Raw genomic sequence first — 22036 nt, forward strand, 5'->3', positions numbered from 1 at the left:
AACACCGTTGCGCACTCACGACCGGTCAGGCCAGTTCGGTGAGCAATGCCCGGATCGCGGGGCTGGCGTCGGCACTTCGCCGCCACGCCGCGTGGACCTCCCGCTTCGGCTGCCGCCGCAACGGGCGGGCCACCAGGCCGGCCCCCAGGGGCGGGCCAGGCGCGGGATCAACGCGATCACCTCGCCGGAGGCGACCAGCGCCAGCTGCGTCGCGAAGTCGTCGACCAGGTGCCGCACGTCCGGCTCCTCCGGCGCGTCCGCGAACAAGCGGCGGAACCATTGGTGGCACACGGTTCCCGGCGGGCTGGTCACCCAGGCGTGGCCCGCGAGGTCGAGGCGGCCGAGCGGTTCGGTGGCCGACGCCAGCGGGTGCGTGCGGCTCAGCACCACGTCGCCGACGTCGGTGTGCACCGGCCGCTGCGTCAACGACGGGGGCAGCGGGGCCGGCAGCCCGTCGGCGTCGTGGACGAGGGCGAGGTCGGCCGTTCCCGCGTCGACGCTGTGCAGCGCCTCGTCCGGGTCCTGCTCGGTGATGTGCACGCGCAGGTCCGGACAGCGTGCCGGCAAGTCCGCCAGCACCGGGGCGAGCAGGCCGCGGATCGCGGTCGAGAACGCGACCACCCGCAGCGTCCCGCGTGGCGCGCCTTCCGAGACCGACTGGGCCGCTTCGGCGCAGCGCTCGAGCGCCTGGAACACCTCGGGCGCCGAGTCGACGATCGCCTGACCGGCCGGGGTCAGCACCACGCCGCGGCCCGCGGGTGCCAGCACCGGCACGCCGACCTGCCGTTCGAGGCGCTTGATCTGCTGCGACACCGCGGACGCCGTGAACCCCAGCTCGTCGGCCGCGCGAGCCAGCGTCCCGAGCGCGGCCACCGACCGCAGCGCTCGCAGCGCGCCCACTTCGATCATCAAGCCAGATTACGGGGTATCGGCAAAAAAGCATCGCTGGACCACACCAGTCGCGCCGGGCATGGTCGACGTCATGACCGACTTCGGCGCCAACCTCGTCGCGATGGTGACCCCCATGCAGCCCGGCGGGGCGCTCAGCGAACCCGGCCTCGCGAGCCTCGTCGACCACCTGCTCGCCACCGGCTGCGACGGGCTCGTGGTGGGCGGGACGACCGGCGAGTCCCCCACCCTGACCGAACCCGAAGCCGCCGGGCTGGTCCGGAGCGTGGTGGCCCGGGTCGCCGGCCGGGCGCGGGTGATCGCCGGCGTCGGCACGTACGACACGGCCGCGAGCGTCCGCCGGGCCCGCGACGCCGAGGCGGCCGGCGCGGACGGGCTCCTGCTCGTCTGCCCGTACTACTCCCGGCCGACGCAGGCCGGCGTGGTGGCGCACTGCCTCGCGGTGGCCGACGCGACCGAGCTGCCGGTGATGCTCTACGACGTCCCGGCGCGGGCCGGCATCGCGATGACGCCGGCGACGCTGGCCGAACTCGCCGCGCACCCGCGGATCCGGGCGGTCAAGGACGCGAAGGGCGACCTGTTCGAGGCGATGACGGTGATGGCGAGCACGGGACTGGCGTACTACTGCGGCATCGACGAGCTGAACCTGCCGTACCTCGCCTCCGGCGCGGCGGGCGTGGTCAGCGTGGTGGGCAACGTGGCGGCGGACCGCACGGCGGCCCTGATCGCCGCGGTCCGCCGCGGCGACCTCGAGTCGGCGCGAACGATCAACCACTCGCTGATCCCGCTGGTGGAGACGATCATGCGCGCGGGCCCCGGAACGACGGCGGCCAAGGCGGCCCTCGTCGACCTCGGCGTCATCCCGCACCCGACGGTCCGGCTCCCGCTGGTCGAGGTCAGCGCGACGGCAGCCGGTACACCGACACGTGCGATGGCGACCGCGTCGTGAACTCCGCCCCCGTCCAGTCCGCGTGCCGGGACTCCAGCTCGAACCCGGCCAGTCTGCCCATCAGGTCCAGCTCCGCCGGCCAGATGTAGCGCTGCGGGCACCGGCTCACCCGGGCCTGCCGCCCCTCGCCGAACGAGAAGTGGTGCGACACCAGGTGCTGGCGCACCGTGTCGTACGTGTCCACGCCGAAGTACCCCGACTCGGCGGTGAACACCAGCGCGTCCTGGCCCGGCGGGAGCCGGCGCAGCTCCGGGACGCCCAGCTCGATCACGAACCGGCCGCCCGGGCTCAGGTGGCGGGCCGCGTTGCGGAAGCACGCGATCTGCTCGTCCTGGGTCAGCAGATTGCCGATCGTGTTGTAGACCAGGTAGACCAGCGAAAACTCGCCCGGCGCCGTCGCCGTGGCCATGTCGCCGACGACCACCGGGATCGCCGCCTTCTCGCGGAGCTTGGCGAGCATCGGCCGGGACAGCTCGATGCCCGCGACGGGCACGCCCCGCGCGGCGAGCGGGACGGCCACCCGGCCGGTGCCGATCGCGAACTCCAGCGCGCGCCCGCCGCCGGCCAGCGCGGCGAGCCGGTCGACGACCGGGTCCACGACCTCCGGCGCGAACACGCCGCGGCCCGGGGTGTCGTAGCGGTCGGCGGTCTCGACGTCCCAGATGTCTTCTTGACGCACACCTCCACCCTCGCCGCCACCCCTAAGACTGTCCAACTATTAAAGCTTGCCCGATTTCGGGCAAGAATTTGAAGTCTGCGACACGAGCGGGGCATGATGGCCGACGTGGCAGAGACCGACATCGTCGAGCGCGTGGCCGCGTCCACCGGTCTCCCGCCGGGGGTCGCCGCCCGCGTCGTCGACGACGTCCTCGCCTACTACCGGACGCCCACCGAGGCCTACGTCCGCCGCCGGCACGCCGAGCTGCAGGCCGAGGGCCGGAAGAACCCCGAGATCTTCCCGCTCATCGCCGCCGAGCTCCGGAGGCGCCTGGTGGCCGCGCCCGACCTGTCCGAGCGCCAGCTGCGCCGCATCGTCTACGGCTGAGAAGCCACCGAAAGAAGGTTCGCCATGTGCGGGATCGTCGGCTACATCGGCGGCCAGAACGCCGCCCCCATCCTCCTCGAGGGCCTGACCCGGCTCGAGTACCGCGGGTACGACTCCGCGGGCATCGCCGTCCTCGGTGCCAAGGGCGCCCCGCAGGTCCACCGCGTCGTCGGCCGCGTCCGCAACCTCACGGCCGCGCTGCCCAAGCGCCTGACCGGCAAGGTCGGCATCGGCCACACGCGCTGGGCGACGCACGGGCCGGCGTCGGAGGCCAACGCGCACCCGCACACCTCGGAGGACGGCCGGATCTGCGTCGTCCACAACGGCATCATCGACAACGCCGACGCGCTGCGCGCCCAGCTCTCCGACGCCGGTGTCACCCTCACCTCCGAGACCGACACCGAGGTCCTCGCCCACCTCATCGCGCGCTCGGCCGCCGAAACGCTCGAAGACGCCGTGGTCGAGGCGGTCTCGCGGATCACCGGCACGTACGCGATCGCCGTCACCGACAGCGCACACCCGGACCGGCTCGTCATCGCGCGCAACGGCTCGCCGCTGATCATCGGCGTCGGCGAGCGCGAGATGTTCGTCGCCAGCGACCTCGCCGCGCTCGTCCGGCACACCTCCCAGGTCGCGCACCTCGACGACGGCGAGTTCGCCACGGTCTTCGCCACCGGCTACCGCACCTTCACCGTCGACGAGAGCGACACCACCAAGCCGGCCACCGAGATCGACATCGCGGCCGAAGACCTCGACCTCGGCGGCTTCCCGCACTACATGGCCAAGGAGATCCAGGAGCAGCCCGAGTCCGTCGAGCGGATGATCCGCGGCCGGCTCGACGACCGGTTCGGCGTCGCCCGGCTCGACGGGCTCAACCTGACGCCGCGGGAGCTGCGCGGGTTCAGCCGCGTGAAGATCCTCGGCTGCGGCTCGGCCTACTACGTCGGCCAGATCGGCGCGACGATGATCGAGGAGCTCGCCCGGATCCCGGCCGACGCCGAAGCCGCGTCGGAGTTCCGCTACCGCAACCCGATCGTCGAAGCCAACACGCTCTACATCGCGGTCAGCCAGTCCGGCGAGACGATCGACACCGCGTTCGCCGTCGAGGAGATCAAGCGCAAGGGCGGCCGGGTGGTCGGCCTGGTCAACGTCGTCGGCTCGACCATCGCGCGCGCCTGCGACGGCGGCGTCTACCTGCACGCCGGCCCGGAGATCGCGGTCGCCTCGACCAAGGCGCTGACGAACATGGCCGTCGGTTTCGCGCTGATCGCGCTGTCCCTCGGCCGCGTGCGCGATCTGTCCAATGCGGACGGTCAGCGGATCATCGACGCGATCCGCGCGCTGCCCGGCCAGATCAAGGCCGTGCTCGACGCCGAGCCGCTGATCGCCGAGCACGCGAAGGCCGCGGCGACCGCGAAGAGCCTGTTCTTCATCGGCCGCGTCCGCGGCTACCCGGTGGCCCGCGAGGGCGCGCAGAAGTTCAAGGAGATCTCCTACCGCCACGCCGAGGCGTACCAGACGTCCGAGCTGAAACACGGCCCGCTGGCCCTGATCGACGACTCGCTCCCGACGGTCGCGATCGTCCCCGCCGACGAGCTGGCCGGCCGCAACCTGGCGGCGCTGCAGCAGATCCGCGCCCGCGGCGGGTCCGTCCTGGCCGTGACGCACGAAGACGTCGACTTCGGCGAGCTGGACGTCCCGCGGATCGTCGTGCCGCGGACCGAGCCGGAGCTGGACCCGATCCTGCTGACCATCCCGTTGCAGCTGCTCGCCTACCACGCGGCGCTGACGCTGGGCTACGACATCGACAAGCCGCGCAACCTCGCGAAGTCCGTCACGGTCGAGTGAAGCCGGGCCTGCTTGGGCATGTTCCAGCCCAGCACCCCGGTGACGCGGCCGGCCCGGCGGTATTCGGCCACGAACCGGGCCGCCGCCACCTCCCCTTCCACAATGGACACTTCCGCATCGGCGGACAACGTCCCGTACACGTGGATCCGGGCGTCGAACTGGTTGGTCCAGAAGTACGGCACCGGTGTGTACGGCCGATCCTCACCGAGGATGTTGCCCGCCACAGCGGCCGCCTGCTCCGTCGCGTTGGTGCGGTTTTCCAAGCGCAGCAGCACGTCGAGGCCCTCGTGGTGCCAGCGGGCCACGTCGCCGGCCGCGTAGATCCCGTCCGCCGCCCGGCAGCGGGAGTCGCACACGACGCCGTTGTCGCACAGCACTCCGCTGCCCGCCAGCCAGTCCGTCGCCGGGGCCGCGCCGAACGCCACCACCACGACGTCGGCGGGCAGCACTTCGCCCGTCTCCAGGAGGACTCCGCCGACGCGTCCGTCCGAAGCGGACAGTCCGGTGACCGCGCTCCCGAGTCGCAAGTGGACACCGCGGTCGGCGTGCAGGGAAGCGAGCAGGCCCGCCGCCAGGGGGCCGAACTGGTAGGCGAGCGGCGCGGACTGCGGACCGGCCAGCGTGACCGGCACGCCGAGGCCGCACACGGTGGCCGCGATCTCCGCGCCGAGGACACCGTCGCCGACGACCACGACCCGCTTGCCCGGCGCCAGGTCCGCGCGCAGGGCAAGCGCGTCGTCGAGCGTGCGCAGCACGTGGACGCCCGCGAGGCCGTCCTGGCCCGGCAGGGTGCGCGGCCGGAGCCCGGTGGCGAGCACGACCGCGTCCGCGGTCAGCGCCCGCCCCTGTGCCGTGTGGACGGTCCGCGCGCGGGCGTCCAGCCGCACCGCCGGGTCGCCGAGCACGAACTCGGCGGCCAATGCGGACAGTGCGTCCGGAGTACGCAGACTGGTTTGCGAAGGCGTCCAGCTGCCCGCGAGGACCCGTTTGGACAGCGGCGGCCGGTCGTACGGGAGGTGCGCCTCCGCGCCCAGCACGGTCACGCCACCGTCATAACCCTTGCGGCGCAGAGCTTCCACGGTCGCGAGGCCGGCCGCCGAGGCGCCGACGACCAGGACGTTCACGCGTCCTCGCGGACCGAGATGGCGACACCCGGGCAGACGCTCGCCGCCTCCCGGACGGTCGCGTGCAGCTCTTCGCCGGGGGTCTCGTCGAGCAGGATGACGATGCCGTCGTCGTCGCGCTGGTCGAACACGTCCGGCGCGAGCATCACGCAGGTGCCGGCGCCGCAGCACTTTCCTTCGTCCACAGTGACCTTCATGCCTGTTCCTTTCCGGGGTCGCGGGGTGTCACGGGGGCGAGCCAGAGGCCGACGAGGGCGTCGGTGAGGCCGATGGCGGCCTCACGTCAGTTGGCTCGCGGGGTGTTACTGCCTTCGGCGAGCGCGCGTTCGCGCTCGGCCATCGTGTGGATCAGCAGCTGACGGGTCATGGCGTTGCGTTCAGCGCGGACGTCGGCGGGCAGCTCGGGCAGGCACCGGCTCAGCCCCTCGACCGTCCGCGCCAGCGACGGCGACGAGAGCGTCTCGACGGCGACGGCGGATCGCAGCGACGGCTCGGTCATCACCTGCGCGGTGAACCGGGCGAACCAGCTCGGCGTGCCCACCCGCGCGAGGTGCTCGGTCGACGGGTGGACCAGGCACCGGACCCAGTCGCGCAGGTCCGCGCGGGCGCCGAGCTCGGCGAGCATGCGCGCCCGCAGGTCCTCGACCGCCGCCGAGTGCCGGCGGGCGATGGCCCGGACCAGGTCGGCGCGGGTGCCGAAGTGGTACCCGACGGCGGTGTTGTTGCCCTGCCCGGCGGCCTCGCTGATCTGCCGGTTGGACACGGCGAGCACGCCGTGCTCGGCGTAGAGCCGTTCCGCCGCGGTCAGGATCGCCTCCCGCGTCGCGTGCGCCCGGTCCACCGAAGTCACCACCGGACGGGCAGTTCCCGCAGTCCGCCGACGGCGAGCCCTTCGACGCGGCGCAGCTCGTCCGCCGGGACGGCGAGCTCGAGCGACGGCAGCTTGCGCAGCAGGACTTCCAGCGTCACCTGCAGTTCGGTGCGCGCCAAGGGCTGTCCGAGGCAGGCGTGCGCGCCGGCGCCGAACGCGAGGTGCGGGTTCGGGCTGCGGCCCAGGTCCATTTCGGACGCGTTGTCGAACGCGGTCTCGTCGCGGTTCGCGGCGGCCATGCTGCACATCGCGGTGGTGCCGCCGGGCAGGACGGTGCCGGCGACCTCGAAGTCGTCGGCCAGGTAGCGGGACATGCCGATCCCCGCGTTCGCGTCGAAGCGCAGGGACTCCTCGACGGCGGTGCGCACGAGCGCCGGGTCGGCCAGCAACCGCTCCCAGCGGGTCCGGTCGGCGAGCAGCATCGCGACCATCTTGGCGATCATGTTGGCGGTGGTTTCGTGGCCGGCGATCAGCAGGCCGATGCCGGTGGCGGTCAGCATCGCGTCGGACCAGCCTTCGGGCAGCAGCGCGCTGAGGATGTCGTCGCCGGGTTCGGCGCGCTTTTCGGCGATGAGCCCGCCCATGTACCGGCCGAACTCCTGCTGCGCGGCGTCGAACTCGGCCTGGGTGTAGCGGGTCATGCTGAGCATGACGTCCGACCAGTGCGCGAACCGGTCGCGGTCGGAATCGGGCACGCCGAGCATGTCGCAGATGACCCAGACGGGCAGCGGGAAGGCGAGCCCGGCCTTGAGGTCCCCGGGCGCGCCCTTCGCGACGAGGTCGTCGATGAGCTGCTCGGCCATCGCGGCCATGCCGGGCCGCAGCGCGTTCATCCGCTTGGCGGTGAACCACTTCCCGATCGTGCGGCGCCAGGTGAGGTGGGCTTCGCCGTGCTGCGGGAGGACGGTCGCCATCTCGCTGTTGAAGACCCCGCCGGACTCGGTGTCGGCGACCCGCGCGGCGTTGTCGGCGGGCGTGGGCCGGGTCCACCGCGGATCGGACAGCACGTTCTTGACGTCGGCGTAGCGCGTGATCAGCGCGGCCTCGTCCCCGCTGGCCAGCCGCACGGGCGCGACCGGGCACTTCGCCCGGAACTCGGCCCACTCCGCGGGCGGCGCCAGCGCGGTCTCGGCGACGAACGGGAAGCGCGGCAGCTCGGTGTGGCTTTGCGTCATGGCGGTCTCCTCGTTGGTGAATGACCCCTACGACGCAGCATGGCCACGAAACCCGATTACGTCAAGCGCTTGACTTAAATATCGGTGATGCCGGCGTCCGCCGGACATTTCCGGCCGGGCTACTCGCGCTCGACCTTGCGCAGGCCGCCCTCGGGCGTCCACCACTCGACGACCAGCAGCGTCGCCGCCTCGTTCAAGTGCGTGTGCACCACCTCGGCGACGTCCACGCGGAACCGCTCGCCGTCGTCGACGGCCCGGCCGGAGATCTTCGCCTCCCCCGGCCACTTCGCCTCTTCGCCGTCGACCGGGTCGACCGTCGCGCTGTGCAGCGCCACCCGCGGATCCCGCCGCAGGTCGGCGCCTTTGCGCGCGTTCGGCATCGACCCGAACGTCAGCTCGCCGTCGTCGAACTTCATTTCGATGCCCGAGATCCGGGGCGAACCGTCGGCCCGCAGGGTCGCCATCGTCTTGTGCCTGCGCGCGTCGAACAACGTCCGCACGCGCTGAGCGAACTCCGGTTCCGCCGCCTCGAACTCACGCCACGCCGTCATGCGGTCATGATGGCAGCCACCGCGCGGGGACCGCGACGGGTTTGCGGAACACCAGCCCCGACGGCGCGGCCGGCTCCGCCAGCGCGATGCCGGGCAGCCGGTCGAGCACGGTCTCCACGGCGATCCGCGTCTCCAGCCGGGCCAGGTCGGCACCGAGGCAGAAGTGCGGGCCGTGCGCGAACGCGAGCTGCTTGCGCAGGTTCGGGCGGTGCGGGTCGAAGACGTCCGGGTCCGGGAACACCGCGGGGTCGCGGTTGGCCGCGGTGAGCGAGACCGTGACGAGGTCGCCCCGCGCGATCGACGCTCCCGCCAGCTCGACGTCGCGCGTCGCGTAACGGTCGACCACCGCCGCCGCCGGTTCCAGCCGCAGTGACTCCTCGATGGCCGCCGGGACGAGCGCGCGGTCCAGGTGCGCCGGGTTCCCCAGCAGGTGCAGCAGGAGGTTGGCGATCATGCCCTCGGTCGTCTCGATGCCGCCGAACATCAGCACCGCCGCGTTCGACACCACCTCCGGCAGCTCCAACGCGGTCGCCGCCTCGGTCAGCAGCGAGGGCCGCCCCACCGTGCCCTCGATGTGCGTGCGCAGCTCGCCGAACGCCTCGGAGCCAAGGGAACCCGGCTCACGGCCGGCCGAAATGTCGTCCACTGTGGACACGATCGCGTCGTACCAGGCCAGCACCCGCGCGGTGTCGGTGCCGTCCAGGCCCAGCGCGTCGGCCACCACCGCGACCGACAACGGACCGGCCAGCGCCCGCCGCAGCTCGGCCCGCCCGGCGGCGGCGAACCCGTCGACCAGCCGGGCGCACTCGGCGCGGACGAACCCGGCGAACCGGTCCTCGATCTCCCGCGGCCGGAAGTGCCGGGCGAACGGCGTCCGGTGGCGGGTGTGCGCGGCCGCGTCCAGCGAGAGCATCGACGGGCCGACGACCCGGGCGGTCGAGAAGCGCGGGTCGTCCACGGTGAAGGTGGCCGCGTCGCGCATGACCTGCAGTGCCAGGTCGTGCCGCGTGACGAGCCAGCCGGTCAGCTCCGGCAGCCAGGCCACCGGCTCGGTCGCCCGCAGGTGGGCCAGCAGCGGGTACGGGTCGGTCGTGAGCTGCTCGATCGTCACGCCCGCAGCCCCGCGATGAGCAGCCCGACCAGGCGGCGCGCGTCGTAGTCCGGGTTGTCGTCCTCCGCGCCGACGCACAGGTTGCCCACCCCGCGCATCAGTTCCAGCGGCCGCACCTTCGCGGTCAGCTCGGCCGCTTCGAGCAGCCGGCCGCACACCGGGACCAGGCGATCGAGGAAGTACGCGTGCAGCGAGGCGAAGCCGTCGCCCTGCAGCACCCCCGCGAGCCCGTGCTTGGTCACCAGGAAGTCGACGAACAGGTCGATCCACTCGGCCAGCGCCGCGTGCGGCGAGGACGCCGTCTCCAGCAGCGCGGGACCCGCGTCGGCGCACGCCTCCACCTGGTGCCGGTAGACCGCGACGATCAGGTCCGCCCGCGTCGGGAAGTGGCGGTAGATCGTGCCCATCCCGACGCCGGCCTTCGCCGCGATGTCCCGCACCGGCGCGTCCACCCCCGACGCGACGAAGACCGCGGCCGCCGCGTCGAGCAACGCCTTCTCGTTGCGCCGGGCGTCCGCGCGCTTGGGCTTGCTCATCACACCTCCCGGGTTGCTAACCGGAACAATGCTCCGTATGGTTAGCGGAGCAACGTTCCGCTTGCCCATGATGTCACACGGAGGACCTTCCCATGCAGTACCGCACCTTGGGCCGCACCGGCGTCCAGGTCAGCAGCCTCGCGCTCGGCGCGATGAACTTCGGCGCCATCGGCCGCACCACCCAGGACGAGGCCACCGCCATCGTCGACGCCGCCCTCGAAGGCGGGGTCAATCTCGTCGACACCGCCGACATGTACGGCCAGGGCGAATCGGAGGTGATGGTCGGCAAGGCGATCAAGAACCGCCGCGACGACCTCGTGCTCGCGACCAAGGCCGCCATGCCGATGGGCGAGGAGCGCAACCACCGCGGCACCTCGCGCCGCTGGATCTACCAGGCTCTGGAAGACAGCCTGCGCCGGCTCGACGTCGACCACGTCGACCTCTACCAGATGCACCGCTGGGACCCCGCCACGAGCGACGAGGAAGCGCTTTCCGCACTGACCGACCTGCAGCGCGCGGGCAAGATCCGCTACTTCGGCTCGTCGACGTTCCCCGCGTACCGGATCGTGCAGGCCCAGTGGGCCGCGCGGGAAAACCGGCTGAGCCGGTACGTCACCGAGCAGCCCAGCTACTCGATCCTGCAACGCGGCATCGAGGCGCACGTGCTCCCGGTGACGCAGGAGTACGGCCTCGGCGTGCTGGCCTGGAGCCCGCTCGCGACGGGCTGGCTCTCGGGCGCGGTCCGCGCCGGGCGGGAGATCACGACCAGCCGGTCGAAGATCCTGCCCCAGCGCTTCGACCTCACCGACCCGGCCAACCAGGCCCGCCTGGACGCCGTCGAGAAGCTCGTCAAGCTCGCCGAGCAGGCCGGGCTCACGCTCATCCAGCTCGCGCTCGGGTTCGTCACCGCGCACCCGGGCGTGACCAGCGCGCTCATCGGCCCGCGCACGCTCGACCACCTGAAGTCGCAGCTCGCGGCGGCCGACACCGTCCTGCCCGCCGACGTGCTCGACGAGATCGACGCGGTCGTCGCCCCCGGCGTCGACCTGGCCGCGCACGAGAAGTTCGACACCCCGCCCGCCCTGCTCGACCCGTCCCTCCGGAGGCGTTGATGACCAGCTTCGGCATCCTGACCGCGCCCATGAACGTCGGCTACGACGAGATCCGGCGCGTCTGGCGCGAAGCCGACCGGATCCCGGAGATCGAGCACGCCTGGCTGTTCGACCACCTCATGCCGATCGGCGGCGACCCGGACGGCCCGATCTTCGAGGGCTGGACGCTGCTGTCGGCCCTGGCCGCGCAGACCGAGCGGATCCGGCTCGGCCTGATGGTCACCAGCAACCGCTTCCGGCCGCCGGCCGTGCTGGCGAAGATCGCGTCCACAGTGGACGTCATCTCCGGCGGGCGGCTCGACTTCGGCATCGGCGCCGGTTCCCGCCCGAGCCACCCCCTGGCCCGCCGCGAATACGACGGCCACGGCCTGCCGTACCACACGCAGGACGACGCCGTCGCCGCGCTCGCCGAGGCGTGCACCGTCATCCGTCGCTTGTGGACCGAGGACGCACCGTTCGACTTCGACGGCGAGTACGTCAAGCTGAAGGGCGCGTTCGGCAACCCGAAGCCGGTGCAGCGGCCGCACCCGCCGATCATGATCGGCGGCCGGGCGAGCGCGACGCTGCGCGTGGTCGCCGAGCACGCCGACCAGTGGAACATCCCGGGCGGCGGCGACATCGACGACCTCGTCGGCCGCAGCGAGCTCCTCGACCGCTACTGCACGGAGATCGGCCGCGACCCGGCGGAGATCACCCGCTCGATCTTCCTCGCCGTCGACTACGACAAACCGGCCGCCACGCGCGAGAAGATCGAAGAAGCCGTCGACGCCGGGTTCGGGCACGTCGTGCTCGGCTTGGGCAACCCGTACCCGGACGGCGTGGTCCGATGGGTCGCCGACGAGCTGATCCGCTGAGCTACTTGTCGGCTCCTTCGTAGGTGCCCTGGGTGAACCGGCGCGAGAACACGAAGTAGACGATCGCGACCGGCACGGTCATCAGCAGCGCCGCGGCGAGCTTCAGCGGAAACTGGTTGCCCTGGCCCAGTTCGCCGGACACCAGGCTCGCGACGCCGGAGGTCAGCGTGTTCAGCGCCGGGTCCTGCCGGGACACGATGTAGTGCGGCAGCTCGTTCCACGATCCCTGGAACGACAGGATGGTCACGGTGATCAACGCCGGTTTCGACATCGGCAGCACCACCGACCAGAACGTCCGGAACGGCCCGGCGCCGTCGATCCGGGCGGCCTCTTCGACGCTCACCGGCACGGTGTCGAAGAACTGCTTCATGATGAACACCCCGGTGCCGTCGACCAGCAGCGGGATGATCATCGCCGCGTAGGTGTCGTACATGCCGAGCTGGTTGAGCACCAGGAACTTCGGGATCAGCAGCACCACGCTCGGCACGGCGATGACCGCCAGGACGGCCCCGAAGACCGCCCGCCGGCCGCGGAACCGCAGCCGGGACAGGGCGTACCCGGCGAGGGAGTCGAACACGACCCGGCCGACCGTGATCGTCACCGAGACGAACACGGAGTTCATGGCCCAGCGCGGGAAGTCCTGCTCGGCGAGCGTCCGGAAGACGCTGACGGACCACTGCCGGGGCCACGGCAGTAGCGGGTGCGCGGTGGCGTCGGCGTCGGTCTTGAACGCCGTCGCGAGCTGGATGAGGAAGGGGTAGATGTACAGCGCCGCGACGAGGATGAGGACCGCGTACCCGAGCCAGCGTTTCTTCATCGGCGCTCCCGCAGGGCCCAGCGCTGCACCAGCGTGAAGGCCACGATCACCACGAACAGGAGGAACGCGATCGCCGCGCCCTGGCCCCACTGGTGGCCGACGAACGACGTCGAGTACGACAGGTAGGCCGGGGTCAGCGTGGTGTTGGCCGGGTTGCCGCGGCTGAGCACGTACACCTGGTCGAAGACCTGCCAGGTGCCGATCAGGCCGAGCGTCAGGACGAGGAAGAGCGTCGGGCGCAGCTGCGGCAGCGTGACGCGCCAGAAGCGTTGCCACGCCGTCGCGCCGTCGATGAGGGCGGCCTCGTCGACGGACGGCGGCAGGTTCTGCAGCGCCGCGTAGAACATCAGCATGAAGCCGCCGGTGGAGGTCCAGACGACGAGCACGATGATCGAGCACATCGCCACGCTGGGCCCGGCCAGCCAGTCCCACCAGGACAGTCCCAGGAAACCGTGGCCCGCCAAGGCGGCCGGCGGGTTCGCCGGGTCGCCGAAGGCGAGGTGGAAGATCCCGCGCGGGTCGGCGAACCAGCTGGGACCGTCCACTCCGAACAGCTTCAGCGCGGCGTTCACCGTGCCGGTGCTGGAGAAGAGGAAGAGGAACACGACCGAGATTGCGACCGAGCTGGTCACGGTCGGGAAGTAGAAGGCCGTGCGGAAGAACTGGCGGCCCTTCAGCTTCTTCCGGTGCAGGACCAGCGCGAGGAACAACGCGAACGCCGTCTGCAGCGGCACGACGAACAGCACGAAGTAGCCGTTGTTGCGGACGCTGGTGGCGAAGTTCTGGCGCGTCAGCCCGGGTTCGGCGAGCAGCGCGGCGTAGTTGTCGCCGCCGACGAAGTGCACGCGCGAGGAGAACGGGCTGCCGTTGCCGGTCCAGTCGCTGACGCTCACCCACAGCGCCATCAGGATCGGCAGCACCATGAACAGGCCGAGGATGAGCAGCGTCGGGGCGAGGAAGAGCCAGCCGGCCCGGCCGTCGCGCCGGAGGGGGCGGCGGCTCCGGCCGCCTCGCGCGGGCGCGGCGGCCGGAGCGGTGAGGACGGTGCTCACGGCGTCACTGCCCGAGCGCGGCCGCGGTGTTCTGCTGCAGCTGCTGCAGGATCCGCTTCGGGTCGGCGCCCGGCAGCTGCTGCAGCTGGGCGTCGAAGTCGGTGAGCACGGGGTCCATTTTGGTCAGCGTGACGGGCCCGTGCGCGTGGTCGGCGCCGGCGACGAACGCGGCCTGCGCGGGGAACTTCTGCTCGTACTGCGTCCGCACGGACTGCCGCGACGGGATCACGCCGAACGCCTCGGCGAACGCAAGCTGTTGCTGCGGCTGCATGAACGAGTCGACGAGCTGCTTGGCCTGTTCCTGGAACTTGGTCTTGGCGGCGATGCCCCAGCACTGCGTGAACGACAGCGTCCCCGGCCCGGCCGGTCCGGCGGGCAGCGCGACGACGCGGTACTTGACGTTCGGGTAGTCCTTCTTCATACCGCCGGCCATCCAGTTGCCGTCGATGCTCATGGAGGCTTTGTGCTGGCCGAACGCCTCGCCGGAGTCCCCCGCGCCGATCTGCTTCGGGTACTTCGCGACGCCGGACGCGAGCAGGTCGCGGACGTAGGTGAGGGCCTGGAGGTTCTGCGGGGTGTCGGCGGTGGCCTTCTTCTGGTCGGCGTCGACGGCCCAGCCGCCGGCCTGGACGAGGAAGGCGCCGACGCGGTCACGGGTGTCGTTGAAGACGAGCCCGGTGCGGCCGCCGGTGGTCAGCTTCCGCGCGACGGTCTTCAGCTGGTCCCACGTCTTGGGGACGTCGTTGTCGGTCAGCCCGGCCGCGGCCCAGTCGTCGGTGTTGATCGCCAGCGCGAGGGTCGAGAAGTCCTTGGGGGCGCAGTAGAGCTTGCCGTCCTTGGTGAACGTCGTGCGCAGCGTCGGATAGATGTCGTCCTTGTAGGACAGGCTGTCGCCGTACGGGAGCATCTCGTCGGCGTAGCCCTGGAACTTGGTGGCGTCGACGGCGAAGACGTCCGGCGGGCTGCCCGCGGCGAACCCCTGGCTGAGCTGCTGCGCGAGGTCGTTGGCGCTGACGACCTCGGCTTTCGATCCTCCGGGGTGCCACGCGGCGGCGGCGTCCTGCATGGCTTTGAGCTCGGCGCCCCCGCTCGCGGCGATCATCACCTTGAGGGTGGCTGGCCCGGCCTGCTGGGTCGCGGGTTTCGACGAGTCGTCGAAACCGCTGCCGCAGGCGGAAAGCGGGAGCAGCAGGCCGGCCGCCGCGAAGGCGGCCACAGTTCGGCGGGGAAGCATCGATCCTCCTTGATCGCGCGGGGACTCAGGTGGTGCGGAGCACGAGGTGCGGGGTGAAGAGGGTGGTCGCGGGTTCGGTCTTACCCCGCAGGATGGTCCGCAATTGCCGAACGCATTCGGCGGCGACATCGGCGATGGGCTGGGCGACGCTGCTCAGGCCCAGGACGGCGGCGGTGGGGGTGTCGTCGAAGCCGATGACGGCGGCATCGGCACCGGGCCGGATCCCGCGGTCGCGGAGTTCGGCGGTGACCCCGAGGGCGAGCGAGTCGCTGGCGCAGACGAACGCCGTGGGCGCGCCGGTGTCGGCGGGGCGGCTTCCGCCACCCGCGGCCGGCCTGCCGCCGCCGGCCAGGGTCGCCGCGCGCGTCGCGAATGAGTCATTCACGACGCCGCCGCCACCACTCCCGGCCGCCCCACCCGCGTCGAGCAGCCGGGCGGCGGCCGAACGGCCCCCTTCCACGCCATCGAACACCGCGACCTGCGGCCCTTCCCCCAGCCCGGCCGCGGCCAGCCCCGCCGCCCAGCCGGCGCGGCGGTCGTCACCGCTGCCCGACCCCTCCGGCCAGCCGACGAACGCGATCCGCCGGTGTCCCTGGCGGACCAGGTGGTCGGTGGCCAGCCGCGTCCCGGCGGCGCCGTCGACGTCGACCCACGGGTGCGTGTCCTCCGCTCCCCACGGCCGGCCGAACGTGACGAACGGCAGCTCGCGCTCGAGCAGCCAGCGGGTGCGCAGGTCGTCGTGGTGGGTGCTGGTCAGCACGAACCCGTCGATCCCGACCGAGGCGATCAAGTCGGCGTACGCGCGGGTCTCGGCCTCGTCGTCGGCCGCGGTGAACAGCATGATCCGGTGGTCGTAGCGCTCGGCCGTCGCGGTCAGCGAGTGCAGGAACTGGTCCAGGACGACGCCGCTCACGCCGTTGCCCGAAGGCGGGACGCACAGCCCGATGATCTGCGACCGCGTGGTGCGCATCTGCCGCGCCGCGGTGTTCGGGCGGTAGCCGAGCCGTTCGATGGCGGCCAGGACGCGTTCGCGCGTCTCCGGGCTCACCACCTCGGGCGAGTTGATCACGTTGGACACGGTCTGGCGCGACACCGCGGCTGCCTCGGCCACCGAGTTCAGCGTGGGCCGTCCCATGTCCTGCCTCCGGGTTTGAACGTTCAACTGCGGGCCACTCTGAACCCGTGGCGCTGAGCTGTCAAGACTTCGAAGTCAGTTGACATTCTTTCGTTTGATCGATCCAATCGTGGTCATGGCCGACCTCCAGCCCCTGCTCCACGACCTCGCGATCGCGCTGCACGCGCCGACCGTCGTCCTGTCCGGCCGGGACGGGCAGATCCGCGCCGGCGGGACGCAAGGCCTGCTGCACGGCGACCTGCGGCTGCTCAGCGAGGCCGTCGTGACCGTCGACGGCGACGAGCCCGAGGCCATCGGGAGCGACGAGCCGGGCGCCGACCGCGCGCGGTTCACCGGGCTGCTGCGCCGGCTGGGCGACCCCGGCCCCGACCCGACGGTGTGGCTGCGCCGCGACCGCACGGTCACGGCGTCGGGAATGACCGAGGAGCTTTCGCTGGTCTCGACGGCCAGTGCGCGCCGCCGGTGCGTCGTCGAAGTGGTGCTGGCGGCCGACTTCGCGCCGATCGACGAGATCAAGTCGGGCGGGCGGCGCTCCCCCGTCGTCCCGGCCGGCACTGGCTGGGCCGCGTCCTCGGCGGTCTCCGAGGTGACGGCCGAAGGCGCCGAAGTCGTCGTCGACGGGCCGCGGCTCCGGCTGCGCTGGACCGTCGAAGGACCGGCGACGCTGCGGTGGTCCCTGCGGGTTTCCGACGAGCGGGCCCTGTTCGTACCGGCCGGCACCCGGCTGCCCCGGCCGCGGGTGCACGCCGACGACCGGCGGTTCACGGCATTGCTCGACCGCGCGCTCGACGACCTCGACGGGCTGCTGCTCGCCGAACGCGACTACCCCGCCGACGCGTTCGCCGGCGCGGGCGCGCCGTGGTTCCTCACGCTGTTCGGCCGAGACAGCCTGTGGGCCGCGCGGCTGGCGCTGCCGCTGTCGGTCGGCCTCGCGGGCGGAACGCTCCGGACGCTCGCCCGCGCCCAAGGCACGCGCCACGACCCGGCGACCGGCGAGGCGCCGGGCAAGATCCTGCACGAGCGGCGCCGGGACGCGTTCGAGACGGTCGGTGCTTCGCTGCCCGCCGAGTACTACGGGACGGTCGACGCGACCGCGTTGTGGGTGTGCCTGCTGTACGACGCGTGGCGCTGGGGCCTGCCCGAGGACGAGGTCCGCGACCTGCTGCCGACGTTGCGGTTCGCGCTGTCGTGGATCACCGGCGCCGCGGACACCGACGGCGACGGGTTCGCCGAGTACCGCGACGAGAGCGGGCACGGCCTGGCCAACCAGGGCTGGAAGGACTCGGGCGACGCGGTCCGCTTCCACGACGGCGCGCAGGCGAAACCGCCGATCGCGTTGAGTGAAGTCCAGGCCTACCAACACGAAGCCGTCGTGCGCTCGGTCTCTTTGCTGTCTGCTTTGGGTTCACCTTGCGACGGCCTTTCCGAGTGGGCCGCCGCTCTTCGTTCGCGGTTCCGGGACAGGTTCTGGGTGTCCACTTCGGACGGCCGTTACCCGGCATTGGCCTTGGACGGCGACAAGCGGCCGGTGGACGCCCTGACGAGCAACATCGGCCACCTCCTCGGCACCGGCCTGCTGTCCCCTTCCGAGAGCGCGTCGATCGGCTCGTTGTTGCTGGACTCCTCACTGGCGTCGGGTTTCGGCTTGCGCACGATGAGCGCGTCCGCGGGCGGTTATTCGCCGTTGAGCTACCACTGCGGCTCGGTCTGGCCGCACGACACGGCGATCGTCGTCCGCGGCCTGCAGCGATCCGGTCAGGTGTCCCGCGCTGCCGCCCTGGGCGCGCAACTGCTTTCCGCCGCGCCGGCGTTCGACTACCGGCTGCCGGAGTTGTTCGCCGGGTACGGCGTTTCGGAGACGACGGCACCGCTGCCGTACCCGGCATCGTGCCGGCCGCAGGCCTGGTCGGCGGCAGCCGCGGTGAGCCTGCTGGTGGCGTTCCTCGGCTTGCAGGTCGACGTCCCGGCGCGCACGGTTTCCCTGTCCCCGCCCCGGCCGAGCCCGGTCGGAGCGTTGCGGGTGTCGGGTTTACCGCTGGCGGGCGGAACCCTCGACATCGCCATTTCCGTCGACGGCGAGGTCACCGAACTGCGGCTGCCGCCGGGGTTTTCCGTCCTTCCGGAACAGTCCGGCGAGTAGGAAGGTCATACCGAAGCGGCCGGTGTTTTCCTTCATCGGGCGTAGTTCGAGTTCGGTGAAGGTGCCGAACAGTTTTCGCAGTTCGTCCGGCGCGTAGGCGAGGCCGCCGTGGAGGCTGCGGTCGCGGTAGAGCTGCGCGTCCGGGATTTCCGTGCCGGAGCCGGGGTTTCCGGTGCCGGCGGCGAAGCAGACGAGGCCGAAGTGACCGCCCGGTTTCAGGTACCGGTCGAGCAGGGCCAGGTAGCTGATCCGCCGGTGCGGTGCGAGGTGGTGCAGGCAGCCCGAGTCGTAGACCAGGTCGTACTCCTCGTGCGGCAGGTCCATCGCGAAGATGTCGGCTTGGTGGAAGCGGGCGTCGTCGACGCGTTCGCGGGCCCAGGCGATCGCTTCCGGTGAGCCGTCGACCGCGTCCACGTCGTAGCCCGCCTCCGCGAGCCTTCGCGCGTTGCGGCCGGGTCCGCAGCCCAGCTCCAGCGCGCGTCCGCCGGTCAGCGGCCCGTCGCGGAGCCAGGTGTCGAGGTTTTCGTCGGGCTCGTCGACGAAGAACGGAACCGGCCGGTCGCGGTCCGCGTAGAAGCCGTCCCACTCGATGTTTTCGAAGAGGCCGTCCAGCATCCGCAGGAGGTCGTCGACCGACCGGATGTCCCGGTTCACCGTTCGACGTGCGCGCGCACGGCCTGCAGTTCCTCGGCGATGACCGCCATCTGGGCGTCGACCGCCGCCGGTTCGGTGCCCTCGGGGAAGAACAGGCTGAAGATCAGCTCGGCCCCGGTCAGGTTGGGCACGACACGGGCGAAGAGGCCGAGGTTCGGGGCGTCGGCGCTGACGAAGTCTACGACGCCGTGGTCCGCCGCGACCTTGACGGCGACCGGCCGCGCGTCCTCGCCGACGCGCCAGACGTCACCGTGGTCGTGCTCGACGGTGCTGGCGAAGCCCGGCGCCCATTCGGGCAGGCGGCGGACGTCGGACAGGTAGGCGAAGACCCGCGCGGGCGGCGCGGAAACGGAGATCGTGCGCGTCTCGGCGCGCCCCGGCTTGAATGTGGTCATGACGCAAACGATACGCACCTGCGTATCATTTGTCGACGCGTAAAATCCGGCGGGTGAACGAGGACGACGATCTCGGGGCGTTGTGCGCCGGAGCGGGCCGCGCGCTGGCCGAGGCCGAGCGCCCGGTGCTGGAGTCGCACGGGCTCACGATGTGGCAGTACGTGGTCCTGTCGGCCCTCTCCCCCGGGGCGGCGGCGAGCCAGCTGGTGCTGGCCCAGCAGATCCACTACGACAAGACGCGGCTGATCGCGTTGCTGGACGGGTTGGAAGCGGCGGGCCTGGTGAGCCGAGCCCCGGACCCAGCAGACCGCCGGGCGCGAGTGGTGCGCTTGACGGAAGCGGGCGCGAGGCGGCACGCGGCGGTCCGGGAGGCGATCCGGGTGCTGGAGGAGCGCAAGCTGGCGGGGTTGAGCGCCGAGGAGCGGCGGGTGCTGCGGTCGGCCCTGGCCCACCTCGCGAACTCCGACTGAAGAGGTGAAATGACTCATTCATGTCGCCACACGACATGAATGAGTCATTTCACGCCGGGTTCAGCCGAGCGAGCAGAGAGTTCCGTTCAGCCTGAACGCCGTCGGCAGGATGTTCGGACCGCCGTAGTCCGCCACGAACCCCACATCCACGCCCGAAGACAACGCCGCCGACGACGTCACCTTCACCGCCGTCCCCTCCTGGACCCACGTACCGTTCCAGCCGCTCGTCACCCGCTGGCGCGCCGTCGGCCAGGTGAACGTCAACGCCCAGTCACCCGTCACCGCCGTCGACGACACGTGGATGCCGCCCACGAAACCGCTTGCCCAGTCGTTCACGTCCGTCAACCGGACCGTGCAGGTGCTCGACGACGGCGCGCCCGTTGTCAGCGTCAGCGGTGGGGATGCCCACGACACCTCTCCCGCCGCGTCGCGGGCCAGCACGTTCACCGTGTAGCGCGTTCCCGGGGACAAATTCCTGACCGGCAGCGACGTCCCCGTCGTCTCGCCCCACTCCTCGCTGACCGCCCCCACCTGCCGGTACACCTCGTACTTCACGCCCGGGGCCGACGCCGGCCAGCTGATCGTCGCCGTCGTGTCGGTCGTCGTCGCGGTCGGCTGGCCAGGAGCGGGCAACGGCGAAACGGCCGCGTGCAACACCACCGTCGTCAGGGAATACGGCGGCAGCGTTCCGTCCCATGTGGACGACCAGGTGATCGACGACGCGCCGTTCGTGAACGTGTACACCTCGGCCACCGACGATGGCGCGTAGTCGAAGTGAGCCACCCGTGCCGCCGCGGGGTCCTTGTTCACCAGCAGGACCGCCACGTCCCCGTTCGGCCGACGGGCCGCGTGCGCGTCGACCAGTGGGTCGTCCGCGGCGGCGCGGACGAACTGGTCACCTGGGCGCGCGAACGCGCTCAGCATCTGCAACCCGTAGTACGGCGCGAATGGCGTGTTCAAGGCCGGCTCGCAACCACCGTCCAAACAGGTCGCGCTCGACAGCAGGCCGGAGTCGCCGTAGTCGGGATAGCCGGCCACTGTGGACAGTTTGGTCCCGCCGTTGTGCGTGTCCCACCAGTCCACGGTGAACACGCCGTTCTCCAGCATGGACGCGTACGTCTCGGCCGCGAACAACGCGCCCGGCTGGGTGTCCATTCCCACCGGCGTGTTCGTCTCGGTGAGCGCGATGCCGAGCGGCTTGCCCGCGTACCGCGTGATCTGCTCGCGCGCCAGGTAGAGCATGTCGTCCACCTGCTCGGGGCGGGAAAGCGCCTCCTCGGCCGTGGAGCCGCTCGGGTACCAGTGCAGCACGGCGAAGTCGACGTGCGGGCCGGCGATCGAGAGCACCGTCTGGTTCCACGTCCCGGTGTCGCCCGCCGCGACGATGCCGTCCGGCCAGTTCGCCGGCGTCGTCAGCACGACGCCGATCTTCACCGTGGGATCGACGGCCTTCATCGCGTCGGCGTAGGCCACGACGCCCGCGGCGTACGCGGCCGGACTCTTGTCCTCGTGGTTGTCGGCCTCCCAGTTCGCGCCGTAGTGGCCGTTGCCGTAAAGCTCGTTGCCGATCTCCCAGTACTTGACGCCGTAGTCCTTCGTGACGTTCGCGTAGCGCACCCAGTCCGCGGCCTCCGCCGGCGTCCCGGTGCCGTAGTTGGCGATGACGATCGGCTGGGCACCCGCCCGCCGGACGCCGCCCATGAACGCGTCGAAGTCCGTGCCCGGCGCCACGTAGCCGCCGGGCGCGGTGTTGTCCTTCCAGTGGTAGATGTCGCCGTAGGAGCCGCCCGGGTACCGCATCGTGCGGACCCCGGCGGCGCCGAACAGGTCGGCCACGGTATCGGTGCCGAGCTGGCTGTCCCACACGGCGTGGTTGACGCCGACCGCGGTGTCCGGCACGGTGGCCAGCCCCGCTTTCACGTTGACGGTCACGGTCGTTCCGGCCGGCGTCGCCGCGGTGGCCGCCGGCACCGCCGCCACGAGCACGGCCGCCACCGGCCACGCTGCCCAGCGCAGACGTCGAGCTGTCATCGAAGGGTCCATCCTCTCGTCGG

At 71.6% G+C, this 22036-nt stretch carries 21 protein-coding genes and 2 pseudogenes; 7 read left to right on the forward strand and 16 right to left on the reverse strand.

Annotation, left to right across the window (positions count from 1 at the left end; genetic code table 11):
- Window positions 1–25 precede the first annotated feature (25 nt).
- Window positions 26–909 (reverse strand): annotated as a pseudogene (locus ACZ7OH_RS00945) (LysR family transcriptional regulator).
- 73 nt (window positions 910–982) lie between these two features.
- On the opposite strand from ACZ7OH_RS00945, the gene dapA reads away from it, so the two are divergent.
- Window positions 983–1858: a 4-hydroxy-tetrahydrodipicolinate synthase gene (gene dapA / locus ACZ7OH_RS00950; protein ID WP_470278983.1), complete on the forward strand. Its 876-nt coding sequence runs from the start codon at window positions 983–985 to the stop codon at window positions 1856–1858.
- On the opposite strand, the gene ACZ7OH_RS00955 is transcribed toward dapA, so the two are convergent.
- Window positions 1806–2537, reverse strand: a complete 732-nt coding sequence (locus ACZ7OH_RS00955) for a class I SAM-dependent DNA methyltransferase (RefSeq protein WP_470278984.1) — start codon at window positions 2535–2537, stop codon at window positions 1806–1808. The genes dapA and ACZ7OH_RS00955 overlap by 53 nt on opposite strands.
- 93 nt (window positions 2538–2630) lie before the next feature.
- On the opposite strand from ACZ7OH_RS00955, the gene ACZ7OH_RS00960 reads away from it, so the two are divergent.
- Together ACZ7OH_RS00960 and glmS are read left to right on the forward strand one after the other, a co-directional pair.
- Window positions 2631–2903 (forward strand): hypothetical protein, encoded by a 273-nt coding sequence (locus tag ACZ7OH_RS00960; protein WP_470278985.1) that lies wholly within the window; start codon window positions 2631–2633, stop codon window positions 2901–2903.
- A gap of 24 nt (window positions 2904–2927) precedes the next feature.
- Window positions 2928–4751, forward strand: coding sequence for a glutamine--fructose-6-phosphate transaminase (isomerizing) (gene glmS, locus ACZ7OH_RS00965; protein WP_470278986.1), 1824 nt, complete (start codon window positions 2928–2930; stop codon window positions 4749–4751).
- Here glmS and ACZ7OH_RS00970 read toward each other — a convergent pair.
- The 7 genes and pseudogenes from ACZ7OH_RS00970 to ACZ7OH_RS01000 form a co-directional block, all read right to left on the reverse strand.
- Window positions 4700–5875, reverse strand: a complete 1176-nt coding sequence (locus ACZ7OH_RS00970) for an NAD(P)/FAD-dependent oxidoreductase (RefSeq protein ID WP_470278987.1) — start codon at window positions 5873–5875, stop codon at window positions 4700–4702. The two genes, glmS and ACZ7OH_RS00970, sit on opposite strands and share 52 nt — an antisense overlap.
- Window positions 5872–6072 (reverse strand): ferredoxin, encoded by a 201-nt coding sequence (locus ACZ7OH_RS00975; protein ID WP_436388810.1) that lies wholly within the window; start codon window positions 6070–6072, stop codon window positions 5872–5874. Before ACZ7OH_RS00975 ends, ACZ7OH_RS00970 begins: the two co-directional genes overlap by 4 nt.
- Window positions 6069–6728: pseudogene (locus tag ACZ7OH_RS00980) on the reverse strand (TetR/AcrR family transcriptional regulator). Before ACZ7OH_RS00980 ends, ACZ7OH_RS00975 begins: the two are co-directional and overlap by 4 nt.
- Window positions 6722–7921 (reverse strand): cytochrome P450, encoded by a 1200-nt coding sequence (locus tag ACZ7OH_RS00985; protein WP_470278988.1) that lies wholly within the window; start codon window positions 7919–7921, stop codon window positions 6722–6724. Before ACZ7OH_RS00985 ends, ACZ7OH_RS00980 begins: the two are co-directional and overlap by 7 nt.
- 119 nt (window positions 7922–8040) lie before the next feature.
- Entirely contained in the window at window positions 8041–8472 is a 432-nt protein-coding gene (locus ACZ7OH_RS00990) for a pyridoxamine 5'-phosphate oxidase family protein (protein ID WP_372664513.1), read from the reverse strand.
- Window positions 8473–8476: 4 nt separating this feature from the next.
- The gene (locus ACZ7OH_RS00995; protein ID WP_470278989.1) at window positions 8477–9583 is read right to left on the reverse strand and encodes a cytochrome P450; all 1107 of its coding nucleotides are present in this window, start codon (window positions 9581–9583) and stop codon (window positions 8477–8479) included.
- Window positions 9580–10119: a TetR/AcrR family transcriptional regulator gene (locus tag ACZ7OH_RS01000; protein ID WP_470278990.1), complete on the reverse strand. Its 540-nt coding sequence runs from the start codon at window positions 10117–10119 to the stop codon at window positions 9580–9582. Before ACZ7OH_RS01000 ends, ACZ7OH_RS00995 begins: the two co-directional genes overlap by 4 nt.
- Before the next feature lie 92 nt (window positions 10120–10211).
- On the opposite strand from ACZ7OH_RS01000, the gene ACZ7OH_RS01005 reads away from it, so the two are divergent.
- Both ACZ7OH_RS01005 and ACZ7OH_RS01010 read left to right on the forward strand, forming a co-directional pair.
- Window positions 10212–11231, forward strand: a complete 1020-nt coding sequence (locus ACZ7OH_RS01005) for an aldo/keto reductase (RefSeq protein ID WP_470278991.1) — start codon at window positions 10212–10214, stop codon at window positions 11229–11231.
- Window positions 11231–12085 (forward strand): LLM class flavin-dependent oxidoreductase, encoded by an 855-nt coding sequence (locus ACZ7OH_RS01010; protein WP_470278992.1) that lies wholly within the window; start codon window positions 11231–11233, stop codon window positions 12083–12085. Before ACZ7OH_RS01005 ends, ACZ7OH_RS01010 begins: the two co-directional genes overlap by 1 nt.
- Window position 12086: 1 nt before the next feature.
- On the opposite strand, the gene ACZ7OH_RS01015 is transcribed toward ACZ7OH_RS01010, so the two are convergent.
- The 4 genes from ACZ7OH_RS01015 to ACZ7OH_RS01030 are packed head-to-tail and all read right to left on the reverse strand — an operon-like array spanning window position 12087 to window position 16323.
- On the reverse strand, window positions 12087–12902 hold the full coding sequence (locus tag ACZ7OH_RS01015; RefSeq protein ID WP_470278993.1) for a carbohydrate ABC transporter permease: 816 nt from the start codon (window positions 12900–12902) through the stop codon (window positions 12087–12089).
- Window positions 12899–13954, reverse strand: a complete 1056-nt coding sequence (locus tag ACZ7OH_RS01020; protein WP_470278994.1) for a carbohydrate ABC transporter permease — start codon at window positions 13952–13954, stop codon at window positions 12899–12901. Before ACZ7OH_RS01020 ends, ACZ7OH_RS01015 begins: the two co-directional genes overlap by 4 nt.
- A gap of 4 nt (window positions 13955–13958) precedes the next feature.
- On the reverse strand, window positions 13959–15188 hold the full coding sequence (locus tag ACZ7OH_RS01025) for a sugar ABC transporter substrate-binding protein (protein ID WP_470278995.1): 1230 nt from the start codon (window positions 15186–15188) through the stop codon (window positions 13959–13961).
- A gap of 25 nt (window positions 15189–15213) precedes the next feature.
- The gene (locus ACZ7OH_RS01030; protein WP_470278996.1) at window positions 15214–16323 is read right to left on the reverse strand and encodes a LacI family DNA-binding transcriptional regulator; all 1110 of its coding nucleotides are present in this window, start codon (window positions 16321–16323) and stop codon (window positions 15214–15216) included.
- Between the two features lie 115 nt (window positions 16324–16438).
- On the opposite strand from ACZ7OH_RS01030, the gene ACZ7OH_RS01035 reads away from it, so the two are divergent.
- Window positions 16439–18463 carry an amylo-alpha-1,6-glucosidase gene (locus ACZ7OH_RS01035; protein ID WP_470278997.1) on the forward strand — a complete coding sequence of 675 codons (2025 nt, stop codon included), beginning with the start codon at window positions 16439–16441 and terminating at the stop codon, window positions 18461–18463.
- Here ACZ7OH_RS01035 and ACZ7OH_RS01040 read toward each other — a convergent pair.
- Both ACZ7OH_RS01040 and ACZ7OH_RS01045 read right to left on the reverse strand, forming a co-directional pair.
- A complete protein-coding gene (locus tag ACZ7OH_RS01040) occupies window positions 18353–19117 on the reverse strand; it encodes a class I SAM-dependent methyltransferase (RefSeq protein ID WP_470278998.1) in 765 nt (254 codons plus the stop codon). The two genes, ACZ7OH_RS01035 and ACZ7OH_RS01040, sit on opposite strands and share 111 nt — an antisense overlap.
- A complete protein-coding gene (locus tag ACZ7OH_RS01045; protein ID WP_470278999.1) occupies window positions 19114–19512 on the reverse strand; it encodes an SRPBCC family protein in 399 nt (132 codons plus the stop codon). The genes ACZ7OH_RS01040 and ACZ7OH_RS01045 overlap by 4 nt, the downstream gene beginning before the upstream one ends.
- A gap of 53 nt (window positions 19513–19565) precedes the next feature.
- On the opposite strand from ACZ7OH_RS01045, the gene ACZ7OH_RS01050 reads away from it, so the two are divergent.
- Window positions 19566–19982 (forward strand): MarR family winged helix-turn-helix transcriptional regulator, encoded by a 417-nt coding sequence (locus tag ACZ7OH_RS01050; protein ID WP_470279000.1) that lies wholly within the window; start codon window positions 19566–19568, stop codon window positions 19980–19982.
- A 60-nt stretch (window positions 19983–20042) separates the two neighbouring features.
- Here the strand turns inward: ACZ7OH_RS01050 and ACZ7OH_RS01055 are convergent, their stop codons facing one another.
- Window positions 20043–22013 (reverse strand): cellulose binding domain-containing protein, encoded by a 1971-nt coding sequence (locus ACZ7OH_RS01055; RefSeq protein WP_470279001.1) that lies wholly within the window; start codon window positions 22011–22013, stop codon window positions 20043–20045.
- Window positions 22014–22036 lie beyond the last annotated feature (23 nt).

Source organism: Amycolatopsis sp. NPDC114478, from assembly GCF_055633805.1.